This window comes from Pseudomonas sp. (genome assembly GCF_030684895.1).
In the GTDB taxonomy this organism is placed as follows: Bacteria; Pseudomonadota; Gammaproteobacteria; order Pseudomonadales; family Pseudomonadaceae; genus Aquipseudomonas.
The window spans coordinates 1-12,706 of the sequence record NZ_JAUXXP010000031.1 but is presented as its reverse complement, the minus strand read 5'-3'; the positions used below and the strand labels follow the sequence as shown (position 1 = coordinate 12,706).

Sequence of the window (12,706 nt, the reverse complement as noted above, 5' to 3'; positions counted from 1 at the left end):
TGAATCGCCCCCGGTTTTCTAGACACTCTCCAAGCTCTGGAAATAGCGTTTTTCAAACTCTACCGGTGACAGCTGATTGTTGAAACCGTGTCGGCGTTTCGGGTTGTAGAACATCTCGATGTAATCGAACACATCGGCCCTGGCATCCGGCCTTGTGCTGTAGATCTTTCGCTTGATGCGTTCACGCTTCAGCAGCTGAAAGAAGCTCTCAGCCACCGCGTTGTCATGGCAGTTACCGCGCCGGCTCATGCTGCCAAGCATGTTGTTGGCTTTCAGGAAGCTTTGCCAATCGCCGCTGCTGAACTGACTGCCCTGATCTGAGTGAATCATCACTTCCTGTTTTGGCTTACGTCGCCAAACCGCCATCAGCAATGCATCAATGGCTAGATCACTCGTCATCTGTGGCTTCATCGACCAACCAATGACCTGCCGCGAAAACAAATCGAGCACCACTGCCAAAAATAACCAGCCTTCGTAGGTGCGGATGTAGGTTATGTCCGTGACCCAGACTTTGTTGGGTTCGGTGACATTGAATCTGCGCTCCAGATGATTCGGTGAGGCGACTGGAGGCTTACCACCATAACGGCCCGGTCGCCGCCGATAACCGGTCTGCGAACGTAGGCCATGTTGGTGCATCAAACGCCCAACGCGATTCCTGCCGCACGGCTCTCCAAGTTCACGCAGGTCGTCATAGACTTTTCGGTAGCCGTAGACACAACCACTTTCTAACCAAGAGTGCTTGATCAACCCCAGTAGTCGCTGATCATCCAAGGCACGCGCTGACTTCGGCTCAGCAAGCCAGGCGTAGTAACCGCTGGCATGGACTTTCAAGGTCAGGCACAGACGACGAACCGAGTAATCCATGGATAGCTGATTGATGAAGGCGTACTTTAGCCGCACTCCTTGGCAAAGTACGCGGCGGCCTTTTTTAGGATATCTCGCTCTTCAGTCACACGCTTGAGTTCGGCGCGTAGGCGACGTAACTCCACTTGCTGATCGTCCTCTTGCGCTCGCTGCTCCTGGGGCTTGCTGTAGCGCTTCACCCATGCATACAAGCTATGTGTCGACATGCCCAAACGAGCAGCGACCTCAGCTATAGGAAGACCGCGTTCGGTCACCTGTTTGACAGCTTCAATTTTGAATTCTTCGGGATAACGCGGGTTGCTCATGGCACCTCCTAATGGGCCGTATTATGAGGCATGGAGGTGTCTACGAAACTAGGGGCGATTCAACATAAGCGCGCGGCATAAACTCATGAAGTTTAGAATTGATAACTTTGATGCACGAAGTCTTTCCCACTCTTGAAAGCCCGTGAAAAATTAAGCCAGTTTGCCGCATGAATATGGCTTCCAACGCCGTGCTGCTTGTTTCTGCTATTGCATTGGTTATCACCGTGAAATCTTTTCTGAACACGGCATGCTGATCCATCTGATCTCTATTCATCAGCCACGCCTCCTGCGGACTGATAAAATAAATCATCCAGCAACTCCACTTCAGTCGCTCCACTTTCAGTTAACTGAAATGCAGTTCGCTCAATGCTCTCTGGATCGCCCTCTGACGAAATTTGTCCTGATAATGAAAGTTCCCTTTCCATTCGCTGCCACTCCAGTAAACTTCGCTTATTTCGTTTCCTCAAGAGGCCGTCTACAAAAGACATTACAATGTCGTCTTTTCGTGTTATCTCCAGCGTTCTGTCCTTGAGTGCGCGATTTATTAGCTTCCGTGTGATTCGACTGTGGGCAGTCTTAGACCAGTAGCCCAATACGTTCAGGCAACCCAGCGATTGCCCATTGGGAAGAACCGCTTCCACTTGCCGAAGGTCTTTGGGGGAAATCTTGACGAGTAGTCGCTGCCCTACCAGATCCAGCGACCTTGATAAAACATTGTTGGTATATCGGGCTTTATCGATAGTGATGTGCGGTGCCACTCCTGACTCGGCACTTCCTCTGACAACACAGTATTCAACATCCAGGCTTAGTTTGGTTTTGTTAAGGCTCTCCACTCGTGCCACCGGAAGGTAAATTGGCATCTTATAATTATTCATGTGTGCTCTAATCAGCTCGACCGGACTCATTGAGAAGGTAGAGCCGGACCTGGGTGTCACGTTTAAGTTAGCCAACCAAACATCGAGCAAACATTCGGCCTCATCCACAAATACCTCATACTTTTCTGCGTTTTCCTCGGCATCAGCTGCTCGGCCAAAGCCAGGACCACTCCCAGTAGTTGATGGGCTCCGATGCATAACTTGTTCTGCAATCTGCTTAAAGGTGTTTTCAATTATGGATCGCCGTTCAGGCCGTTTGAGTTGACCATAGCTTACGGAGAAACCAATCAATTCCTTTAGCTTAATCTTGATCTTGTCTGCGTGATGAGCCATCGCATTGTCCAAAAATAGCGCGCCCCACAACGCCCCCCTCGTTTCCGGAAGTACGTAGCCGATCATTCCACTTCCTGGAACATAGGATAAGTTCTGCAACTCAGCTTCGTCGCGTGGTTTCCAATTTCCCAGAAAAGCGTCGATCAAAACATCCTCTACGTCTTGGGCCCTTACTTCGCTGCTAAACACAAATCTCGCAGCAAGAACTCCCGTTGATACGCTATCCACGGCGGCCAACAGCCAAAAACGATCTATAACTCTTGAAGTGTGAATTCCAGGTAGTGGCTCCGCTTTAACTATGCACATCTGGTCAACTTTGTAGGCATCTAGTTGCACTACGTCAAATGGTAGACTGGGGCTGATCAATCCTTGTTCCCCACTACCTATTTGTGCATGTGTTACGCCAAACTCTCCAAGCGTCGAAGCGGCACACATAAAATCGCTGCACAGGATTTCATCAATATATTCCTCAATCGTCCGTTGGCCTAACCCTTTATGGTTAAATGGCCACTCATCTTCCGTAACACCGGCCCCCTTTAATATTGACCTGAATTTGGCTGCAATAAATTTTCGATCAAATTTCTGACCAGAAAAGTCACTGTGAAATCGGAGAATGAAATTGGAAATTTCAGTTGCAACAGTAGGATATCTTTCTAGGGTCAGCTTAAGAACTCCGCTTAAACCACCCTGCTGTTGGCTTCTCATTGGTTGTATAGGCGCACTCCTCCGATACTCTGTTGTACGTACCTGAGGAATCAGAGCACGATCGCCAAAATATCTGCCCTCAGGGTCACGCTGGAGAAATCTAATAGCTAGGCGAGTTTGCTCGGAGTTCGAGATGCCACATTGACGATAGATGAAGTTTCCTGTTCTGCCTTGGTGAATTAGTCGAATAACAGCCAACCTATTGGCGAACACCTCTCTAACATCTTCTTGAAGTGCTTCTGGATTAATATGCATCAGCTCTTCTAGATTAATACCCTTCAAGCGTCCGCGAATATTCATGCGCTCACCCATTGGGTGCTGGGGCTGAAAAAATACGGGGACAACTCAACCTTAAGACGACCTTCGACAAACATTCTTGCAGCAAGATAGTGCACCGTTGCCGTGTCAAAATCTCTTAGTTGTTCGTAGAGATCACTCATGCAGCCCGTGACGCGCTGCCTGATATAAAATTGAGCCTTACTGACTATTTCTGGCGGAAGAGAATAATTTTTTCCAGCCGCTAAACATGCACATACTTTCAGCAGGGGCATTATTTTATATTTGTGTGGCATCATAGCCGCCGGCGTAAATTCTCGTAGCGCTGCGCCACAACTGTTGGCGTACTCTCTCAGTTCGGCTAGATAGTCAAAATTGATTTTTTCTGGAGAGTAAAGTAAATGCCACTCTAACGCTCCGTCTACGAGAGTAGCTTCGGATGTCAGTAGGATTTTTCGAGGCGTTTTAGTAGGTAATATTCGGAATGCGGGGTGAAGCTCAAATTTAAGTACGCTTTGCTGAAACTCCAAAAATATAAGCCAATAGCATAGTTCGATATCGTTAACAATCGTAAGGTTTCTTCGGGCTTTATGGCTATAGACTACCCATGAATTCCCGAAGTGCTGGCCTCGATTGGTAAAGTTTGAAACCTTAGAACTGCGCTTAGCCACAACCCATCCTCCCTAGTACAAGGAATAGATGGGTCCATGGTGATCTCTCTTATAGGTACTGTGACGTACAGGCGGAGATGGCCCTCTAACAAGATATCAGGTGATAACAAGACTCCTAGACTATTTCCCAATAAAAACCCTCCATTTATTCCAGGCTGGTCATGTATATGGCGCATCGTTATATACATTAGTCGATGGCATCATTTACCATTTTTGATCTTTAGTTCATGGCAGAGTCATTACAGCGCTACCGCATAGCTTTTACTTTTCTCCAGCAGTATTGAAAGATGAAAAAATTTATATTTTGCAGAAAAATCAAAGTCTTAATATTCCGTTCTTTTCGTATTTTTAGTTCGTCCTACTTTTATTCCCTGCTGCTGCCTCCGCTCACTTCTATTCAGTCGCGATCCAATAAATGGAAACTGGGCAACGCTACATGCCAGCGAATGGCGGCCAGGCGAATCAGCAACACGCTGAGCATGGCCACGCCCGTATCCAGCCAATGTGGCGTGTCCAACGCGCGCATGCCGATAAATACCACTGCGCCGGCTATGCAGGCGGTGGCGTAAATCTCCTTCTGGAAGATCAGCGGGATCTCGTTGCAGATCACATCGCGCATCACGCCGCCAGCAACCCCGGTCATCACGCCCATGATTACCGCCGTGCTGTGCGGCACGTTGTGTTGCATGGCGACCTCGGTGCCGATCACGGTAAACACGGCCAGGCCGAAGGCATCCGCCAATAGCAGACCTTTCTCATGAATTGGCTGGGTCAGCCGCACCCAGATCACCGTGCCGACTGCCGCCAGCGAGGCAACGACGATATACAGGTCGTTGCGAATCCAGCTGACCGGATGGTTGTCCAGAATCACGTCACGCAAGGTGCCGCCGCCCAGCGCGGTGACGATGGCAATCACCAGCACGCCGAACAGGTCCATGGACTTGCGCCCAGCCATTAGCGCGCCGGTGATGGCAAATACCGCGACGCCGAACAGGTCGGCCAGATAGAACAGTTGCGCCATGCTGACCTCAGGACGACACAGGAGTACGCATGGTGACGAACTCTTCGGCGGCCGTTGGGTGCACACCGATGGTTTCATCGAATAGCTGCTTGGTCGCGCCAGCTTTAAGCGCCACGGCCAACCCCTGCACGATTTCTCCAGCGTCCGGGCCGACCATATGGCAACCCAACACGCGGTCTGTGGCAGCGTCGACCACCAGTTTCATCAGGGTGCGTTCCTGACTTTCGGTCATGGTAAGTTTCATCGGCCGGAAGCGGCTTTCAAAAATCTGAACGTTGTAGCCCTCCTCCTTCGCCTGCTCTTCACTGAGCCCGACCGTGCCGATATTCGGTAGGCTGAATACCGCTGTCGGGATCATCTGATAGTCGACCTTGCGGTATTGCTCAGGCTTGAACAGGCGCCGCGCGACCGCCATGCCTTCAGCCAGCGCAACGGGCGTCAGCTGCACGCGGCCGATCACATCACCAATCGCGAGGATTGACGGCGTGCTGGTCTGATACTGCTCATCGACTTTGATAAAGCCGCGCTCATCAAGCTGTACGTGGGTATTTTCCAGGCCCAGATTATCCAGCATCGGCCGGCGCCCGGTGGCGTAGAAGATACAGTCGGCCGCAAGCACGCGACCATCCTTGAGGGTAGCCAGCAGGCTGCCATCGGCTTGTTTGTCGATACGGGCGATGTCGCTGTTGAATTGCAAATCCACGCCACGCTTGCTCAACTCTTCCTGCAGGTGTCGGCGCACCGCGCCATCAAAGCCGCGTAGGAACAGCTCGCCACGGTACAGCAGCGAGGTCTTGGCCCCCATACCGTTAAAGATTGAGGCGAATTCCACGGCGATATAGCCGCCGCCCACCACGAGCACCCGCTTGGGCAGCTGCTCAAGGAAGAAGACTTCGTTCGAGCCGATGGCATATTCATGCCCGGGAATTTCAGGAATCTGCGGCCAGCCGCCAGTGGCGATCAGGATGTGCTTGGCACTGTAGCGTTTACCGCCCAGCTCGACACTGTGCTCATCAACAATCCGCGCGTGGCCTTCGAGCAAGGTCACCCCGCTGCCCACCAGCAGGTTGCGGTAGATGCCGTTGAGTCGCTCGATTTCGCGATTCTTGTTGCTGATCAGGGTCGACCAGTCGAACCTGGCCTCGCCCAGCGACCAGCCGAAACCCTGCGCTTGCTCGAAGTCGTCGGCGAAGTGTGCGCCGTAGACCAGCAGCTTCTTCGGTACGCAGCCAACGTTGACGCAGGTGCCGCCCAGATAACGGCTCTCAGCAACCGCCACACGGGCACCATAACCAGCGGCAAAGCGCGCAGCCCGCACACCGCCAGAACCGGCGCCGATCACAAACAGGTCGAAGTCGTAGGTCATTTCAGCCTCCAGAACAGGGCGCCAGCATACCCCAAGGCGCACCAGTGCCTAAACTTGCATGCAACATGCGGAACAGGAGAACGCTGATGCGCCCTACCCTTACTCATCTGGCCTTGCACGTGCCTGACCTGGATGCGTGCGTAGCCTTCTATGAGCAGTTCTGTGCGATGCGGGTGATTCACCAGCGCGCCGGCAAAGGTTCAAAGATTGTCTGGATGGCCGAACCCGGCAAGGAGCACAGCTTTATTTTTGTGATCATGCCCGGCGGGCAGGATCGCCAACTGGCGGCGGATGACTACAGCCACTTCGGCTTTGCTTTAGAGAGTCGCGAGCAGGTCGACCGCATTGCAGCGCAGGCAAGGGCTGCCGGCTGCCTGGTCTGGGAGCCGCGTGATGAGCCCTACCCTGTTGGCTACTACTGCGGCCTGCGTGATCCAGCAGGTAACTATGTGGAGTTCAGCTACGGCCAGCCGTTAGGGCCTGGCGCCGAGCATATGCCGTTGCCCTAAATGCATACAGCCACCCGAAGGTGGCTGTGTATTACCGCCCTGGAAGCCGAATTAATAGGCCTTGCCGGTTTTGTAGAGGTTCTCGAAGCAGAAGTTGGTGGCTTCGATGTAGCCTTCTGCACCGCCGCAATCGAAGCGCTTACCCTTGAACTTATAGGCCATCACGCAGCCATTCTGCGCCTGCTTCATCAGCGCGTCGGTGATCTGGATTTCGCCGCCTTTGCCGGGCTCGGTCTGCTCGATCAGGTCAAAGATATCCGGAGTGAGGATATAGCGACCGATGATCGCCAGGTTCGACGGTGCATCTTCCGGCTTGGGTTTCTCGACCATGCTGTTGACCCGGTAAATGTCGTCCCGAATCATCTCGCCGGAGATCACGCCATATTTGTGGGTCTCTTCTGGCGGCACTTCCTGAATGGCCACAATCGAGCAGCGGAACTGGTTGTACAGCTTGACCATCTGCGTCAGCACCGCATCGCCGTCCAGGTTCAGGCACAGGTCATCGGCCAATACCACCGCGAAGGGTTCATCACCAATCAGCGGGCGACCACAGAGGATGGCGTGGCCCAGTCCCTTCATTTCCACCTGACGGGTGTAGGAAAAGCTGCATTCGTCGATCAGGCGACGGATACCAACCAGGTATTTTTCCTTGTCAGTGTCGCGGATCTGGTGCTCAAGCTCGTAACTGATGTCGAAGTGATCTTCCAGCGCGCGCTTGCCGCGGCCGGTGATCATGGCAATTTCCGTCAACCCGGCTTCCAGCGCCTCTTCGACGCCATACTGGATCAGCGGCTTGTTCACGATCGGCAGCATTTCCTTGGGCATGGCCTTGGTGGCTGGCAGAAAACGGGTGCCGTAACCGGCTGCTGGGAACAAGCATTTCTTGATCATGGGTAACCTTGAGCAATGGTGTGAAAAGTGCGTGCGCAGTCTATCAGGCTGCACTGGCCTTACAATGCCCCTGCGCGGGACGGCCAATGCCTCGGTAGAGAAAACCCAGCTCAGCCAACTGCGCGGCATCGTAGATATTGCGCCCGTCAAACAGCACGGGCATGCGCATCAAGCCACGAATACGCGCGAAGTCGGGCTGGCGGAATTGCTTCCATTCAGTGACCAACACCAACGCATCCGCGCCTTCAACAACACTATACGGTGACGTGCTCAAGCGCAGTTGGTCGCTGCTGAGCGCCTGGCCGTAACGTTCAGCCAGAGCCGTTGTGGCGACCGGGTCGCACGCCTGAACGGTGACACCGACGGCCAGTAAAGCATCCAGCAGAACCAGGCTGGGGGCTTCACGCAGATCATCGGTGCCTGGTTTGAACGCCAGGCCCCACAGCGCCACCACTCGCCCTTGCCAATAGCCGGAAAAGTGCTCACGCAACGCCTGGAACAACAGGGTTTTCTGCAGTGCATTACGGGCTTCGACTGCGCGCAGGATGCCAGGTTCAATGCCCTCCTGCTCTGCGCAGCGAATCAGTGCTCGTACATCCTTGGGAAAGCACGAGCCGCCATAGCCGCAACCGGCGTAGATAAAGTGAGTGCCAATGCGCTTGTCGCTGCCGATGCCGCGTCGCACATCCTCAATATCGACATCTAGGCGCGCACATAGACTGGCCATTTCATTGATAAAGGAAATCTTGGTGGCCAGAAAGGCGTTGGCGGCATATTTGCTGAACTCTGCTGCGCGCAGGCCCATGCATAAAAAACGCTCGTGATTACGCAGAAACGGCGCATACAGACGGCGTAACACCTCATGCCCCAGGGGGGCATCGCAGCCGACAATCACCCGATCAGGGCGCATAAAGTCGTCAATCGCCGCGCCTTCCTTGAGAAATTCCGGGTTGCTCGCCAGCGTCACCGCAAAGCGCTTGCCGCGCGTGCTCAAGCAACGGTTGATGCGCTGTGCCACACGCTCCGCCGTGCCCACCGGCACTGTTGATTTATTCACCACCACGCAGTTCTGCTCAAGCAGCTCGCCCAACTCATCGGCCACGGCCAGTACATGGGACAAGTCCGCCGAACCATCCTCCCCGCTCGGCGTCCCTACAGCGATAAAGATGACCTCGGCCTGCTTGATGCCTTCATGCAGGTGTTGGCTGAAACTCAGCTGACCGCTGCTCAGGTGAGTCTGCAGCATGGCCTCCAGTCCAGGCTCGTAAATCGGCGACTGGCCACGGGCAAGCCGCGTCACACGCGGCGCATCGCGCTCAACGCAGATCACCCGATTGCCCATCTCGGCAAAACAAGCTGCCGATACCAGCCCTACATAGCCTGCGCCAATCACACAAATCCGCATCGCCTGCACCCCTCACTGAGTTACCGCGATTGCAGCTAAAGCAGATGGCAGTCGTATGACATGAGGAAGACGCTCGGATGACAGCGCTAGGTGTACAAATTCCGGGCACAAAAAAACCGGCTACGAAAGCCGGTTTTAGTGGATTTCAGGTTCGCGGGCGAACAGTCTGAAATCATATACATGGTGCCCGAAGCCGGGGTCGAACCGGCACGAGGTTACCCTCGAGGGATTTTAAGTCCCTTGCGTCTACCGATTTCGCCATTCGGGCGGTAGCGCTGCGTTGCGAGGCTTGGACTATATACAGCCCGTGGATGCCTCGCAAGGTTTCAAGCTTAAATGAAAAAGCCTCGTAAATCAGTGATCTACGAGGCTTTTCTAATTGGAGGCTGAGGTCGGAATCGAACCGGCGTTCACGGATTTGCAATCCGGTGCATAACCACTCTGCTACTCAGCCTTGAAACTAAACGGACCGTGTAAAACGGCCCGTTGAAAATGGAGCGGGAAACGAGACTCGAACTCGCGACCCCGACCTTGGCAAGGTCGTGCTCTACCAACTGAGCTATTCCCGCTTGTCGTGCTGACGGCCGCCATTCTATAGCTTCAGAACGGCCCGTCAACCCCTTGATTCAAAAAAGCTTATTTCTTTTCCGAGGTGATTCGCAGGTGTGGCCATGCGGCCAGTAGGTACTGCGCCATGGACCACAGAGTGAGTACGGCAGCAATGATCAACAGGGTATAACCAAACACAACCCAGGCGGTAAAGATCGGCGGATTGGCCAGCAAAATCACCAGGGCTAGCATCTGTGCGGCGGTTTTCCACTTGGCCAATTTTGAGACGGCGACATGGGCACGCGCACCTATCTCTGCCATCCATTCACGCAGCGCCGACACCACGATTTCGCGACCGATGATGATCGCCGCAGACAGGGTCAGCCAGAGATTGGCGTGTTCAGCCACCAGCAATACCAGGGCAACCGCCACCATCAGTTTGTCGGCAACCGGGTCGAGGAAAGCCCCGAAAGGTGTGCTCTGTTCCCAGCGCCGGGCCAGATAACCATCCAGCCAGTCGGTGGCAGCTGCGACTGAAAACACCGCGCTAGCGGCCCAATAGCTCCAACTGAAGGGAAGGTAGAACAGCAGAATAAACACCGGAATCAGCAATACGCGGAGCACGGTCAGCAGGTTGGGGATATTCATCGACACAACTTGGCGGTAAAGAGAGTCGGCATTCTACTCACTGTGCAGGGCCGCATAAATCAACTCGGCGAGTTTTTTACTGATCCCAGGTGCTTTGGCGATTTCTTCGATGCTCGCTCGGGACAGTTCTTGCAGCCCACCGAAGTGGTTGAGCAGCTCGCGCCGGCGCTTGGGCCCGACGCCAGCAACCTCCTCCAGTGTGGAGGTGCGCCGGGTTTTGCCGCGGCGGGCGCGGTGCCCGGTAATGGCAAAACGGTGCGATTCATCGCGGATCTGCTGAATCAGATGCAGCGCCGGCGAATTACCCGGCAGGGTGAACTCATGGGCGGCGTCATTCAGGTACAGGGTTTCCAAACCCGGCTTGCGTGTAGTGCCCTTGGCTACGCCGAGCAGAATCAAGTCAGGTACCGACAGCTCTTCGAGCACTTCACGGGCCATGGCTAACTGGCCTTTCCCGCCATCAACCAGGAGGATGTCCGGCAGCTTGCCTTCGCCATCCTTGATTTTGCTGAAACGCCGGGTCAGCGCCTGGTGCATCGCGGCATAATCGTCGCCAGGCGTAACGCCCTCGATGTTGTAGCGGCGGTAATCGGATTTCAGCGGGCCTTCCGGACCAAATACCACGCAGGAGGCGACGGTTGCCTCACCGCTGGAGTGGCTGATGTCGAAGCATTCCAGGCGCTGCGGCACTTCATCCATATCCAGCGCCAGTGCCAGGGCATCAAAGCGTGCGGCAACGTGCTGCCGATTAGCCAGGCGCGCAGCCAGGGCCTGCTCGGCATTGGTCACGGCCAGCTGTTGCCAGCGCGCACGGGTGCCGCGCACGCGGTAGCTGATGCTCAGCTCACGGCCACGCAGCTCATCAATGGCGGCGATCAGCGTGGGGAAGTCTTCGTGCTGCGCATTGACGATCAGCTCGCTCGGCAGGTCGCGCTCCTGGCTGCTCAGGTAATACTGCGCGAGGAAGGCCAGCAATACGCCGCTGCCCTCCTCCTCAATCGCCACCTGCGGGAAGAAGTTCTTGCTGCCAAGCACCCGGCCGCCACGCACGCTGATCAAATGCACGCACGCGCCGCCTGGGTTGACCATAGCAGCGACCACGTCGACATCACCGGTGCCACCTTCCATGCTCTGCTGGTCCTGCACCCGGCGCAGCAGCGATATCTGGTCGCGCAACCCGGCCGCCCGCTCGAAGTCGAGGGCCATAGCCGCTGCCTGCATGCCGCTGGACAGCTCATCGGTCAGGGCATTGCTGCGCCCCTCAAGAAACATCACCGAGTGGCGTACGTCATCAGCATATTCGGCGGGTTCTACCAGGCCGACACAGGGACCTTTGCAGCGTTTGATTTGGTACTGCAGGCAAGGCCGAGTGCGGTTCTTGTAGAAACTGTCCTCACACTGGCGCACCAGAAAGGTTTTCTGCAGCAAATTGAGGCTTTCGCGGATGGCGCCGGCGCTTGGATACGGACCGAAGTAACGGCCCTTCTGCTTTTTTGCACCACGATGGATGCTCAACCGGGGGAAATCACCGTCGGAAAGAAACACGTAGGGGTAGGACTTATCGTCGCGCAGCAGAATGTTGTACGGCGGCCGCCACTCCTTGATCAGCGTCTGCTCAAGCAGCAGGGCTTCGGTTTCGTTGGCGGTGATGGTGGTTTCGATCTGCGCGATTCGGCCCACCAAGGCGGCGGTCTTTGGTGCTAAGCCGCTCTGGCGAAAGTAGCTGGCCAAGCGTTTTTTCAGGTTCTTGGCTTTGCCAACATAGAGCAGCTTGGCGTCCACATCGAACATGCGGTACACGCCAGGGCGACCGCTGCAGGTGGAGAGAAACGCGCTGGAATCGAAGGCGGCGCGGCTGTCGTCAGCTGCTGGCATCAATCATGCCGTGACGTACGGCCAGCAGGGCCAGCTCGACATCGCTGGTGATCGACAGCTTTTCGAAGATGCGATAGCGGTAGGTGTTCACGGTTTTCGGCGACAGGCAGAGCTTGTCGGAGATGGCCTGAACCTTCTGGCAGCCGGCGATCATCAGGGCGATCTGAATTTCACGTTCGGACAGCAAGTCGAAAGGCGAATTGCTGCTCTGCGGCTGGAACGACTTGAGTGCCAGCTGCTGGGCAATCTGCGGGCTGATATAACGCTGGCCGCTGAACACCATGCGGATTGCCTGGACCATTTCTTCCAGCGCGGCGCCCTTAGTCAGGTAACCGGCGGCGCCGGCCTGCAGCAGGCGCGTGGGGAAAGGGTCTTCTTCGCAGACGGTAACCGCGACGACTTTAAGGTCAGGA

12 protein-coding genes and 3 tRNA genes are annotated in these 12,706 nt (G+C 55.0%); 1 reads left to right on the top strand and 14 read right to left on the bottom strand.

What is annotated here, in order from left to right; genetic code table 11:
- Positions 1-18: 18 nt before the first annotated feature.
- The 6 genes from Q8M42_RS06305 to gorA form a co-directional block, all read right to left on the bottom strand.
- Positions 19-1,169 (bottom strand): IS3 family transposase gene (locus Q8M42_RS06305; protein ID WP_304866896.1). Its coding sequence is split into 2 segments (ribosomal slippage): positions 19-926 and positions 926-1,169, totalling 1,152 coding nucleotides; the frame shifts between segments, so codons are not numbered across the junction.
- A gap of 40 nt (positions 1,170-1,209) precedes the next feature.
- Entirely contained in the window at positions 1,210-1,443 is a 234-nt protein-coding gene (locus Q8M42_RS06300) for a hypothetical protein (protein WP_304866893.1), read from the bottom strand.
- The gene (locus Q8M42_RS06295; RefSeq protein WP_304866890.1) at positions 1,436-3,382 is read right to left on the bottom strand and encodes a hypothetical protein; all 1,947 of its coding nucleotides are present in this window, start codon (positions 3,380-3,382) and stop codon (positions 1,436-1,438) included. Before Q8M42_RS06295 ends, Q8M42_RS06300 begins: the two co-directional genes overlap by 8 nt.
- Entirely contained in the window at positions 3,379-4,029 is a 651-nt protein-coding gene (locus tag Q8M42_RS06290) for a hypothetical protein (protein ID WP_304866887.1), read from the bottom strand. Before Q8M42_RS06290 ends, Q8M42_RS06295 begins: the two co-directional genes overlap by 4 nt.
- Positions 4,030-4,426: 397 nt before the next feature.
- Positions 4,427-5,050, bottom strand: a complete 624-nt coding sequence (locus tag Q8M42_RS06285; RefSeq protein WP_304866884.1) for a trimeric intracellular cation channel family protein — start codon at positions 5,048-5,050, stop codon at positions 4,427-4,429.
- Between the two features lie 7 nt (positions 5,051-5,057).
- The gene (gene gorA, locus Q8M42_RS06280; protein WP_304866881.1) at positions 5,058-6,416 is read right to left on the bottom strand and encodes a glutathione-disulfide reductase; all 1,359 of its coding nucleotides are present in this window, start codon (positions 6,414-6,416) and stop codon (positions 5,058-5,060) included.
- Between the two features lie 86 nt (positions 6,417-6,502).
- Here gorA and Q8M42_RS06275 point away from each other — a divergent pair, with 86 nt between their 5' ends.
- A complete protein-coding gene (locus Q8M42_RS06275; RefSeq protein ID WP_304866878.1) occupies positions 6,503-6,925 on the top strand; it encodes a VOC family protein in 423 nt (140 codons plus the stop codon).
- A 51-nt stretch (positions 6,926-6,976) separates the two neighbouring features.
- On the opposite strand, the gene galU is transcribed toward Q8M42_RS06275, so the two are convergent.
- From galU to Q8M42_RS06235, 8 genes are all read right to left on the bottom strand, one after another.
- Positions 6,977-7,816 carry a UTP--glucose-1-phosphate uridylyltransferase GalU gene (gene galU, locus Q8M42_RS06270; RefSeq protein WP_304866875.1) on the bottom strand — a complete coding sequence of 280 codons (840 nt, stop codon included), beginning with the start codon at positions 7,814-7,816 and terminating at the stop codon, positions 6,977-6,979.
- Between the two features lie 43 nt (positions 7,817-7,859).
- Positions 7,860-9,221, bottom strand: a complete 1,362-nt coding sequence (locus Q8M42_RS06265; RefSeq protein WP_304866872.1) for a UDP-glucose/GDP-mannose dehydrogenase family protein — start codon at positions 9,219-9,221, stop codon at positions 7,860-7,862.
- Between the two features lie 181 nt (positions 9,222-9,402).
- Positions 9,403-9,489: transfer RNA gene (locus Q8M42_RS06260), tRNA-Leu, on the bottom strand.
- A 112-nt stretch (positions 9,490-9,601) separates the two neighbouring features.
- Positions 9,602-9,675, bottom strand: a tRNA-Cys gene (locus Q8M42_RS06255).
- Positions 9,676-9,714: 39 nt separating this feature from the next.
- Positions 9,715-9,790, bottom strand: a tRNA-Gly gene (locus tag Q8M42_RS06250).
- Between the two features lie 67 nt (positions 9,791-9,857).
- Positions 9,858-10,418 (bottom strand): CDP-diacylglycerol--glycerol-3-phosphate 3-phosphatidyltransferase, encoded by a 561-nt coding sequence (gene pgsA, locus Q8M42_RS06245; protein ID WP_304866869.1) that lies wholly within the window; start codon positions 10,416-10,418, stop codon positions 9,858-9,860.
- A gap of 33 nt (positions 10,419-10,451) precedes the next feature.
- Positions 10,452-12,293, bottom strand: a complete 1,842-nt coding sequence (gene uvrC, locus Q8M42_RS06240) for an excinuclease ABC subunit UvrC (protein ID WP_304866866.1) — start codon at positions 12,291-12,293, stop codon at positions 10,452-10,454.
- Positions 12,280-12,706, bottom strand: a 427-nt coding sequence (locus Q8M42_RS06235) for a LuxR C-terminal-related transcriptional regulator (protein ID WP_305283735.1), incomplete at its 5' end; no start/stop codon positions are given. The genes Q8M42_RS06235 and uvrC, both read right to left, overlap by 14 nt.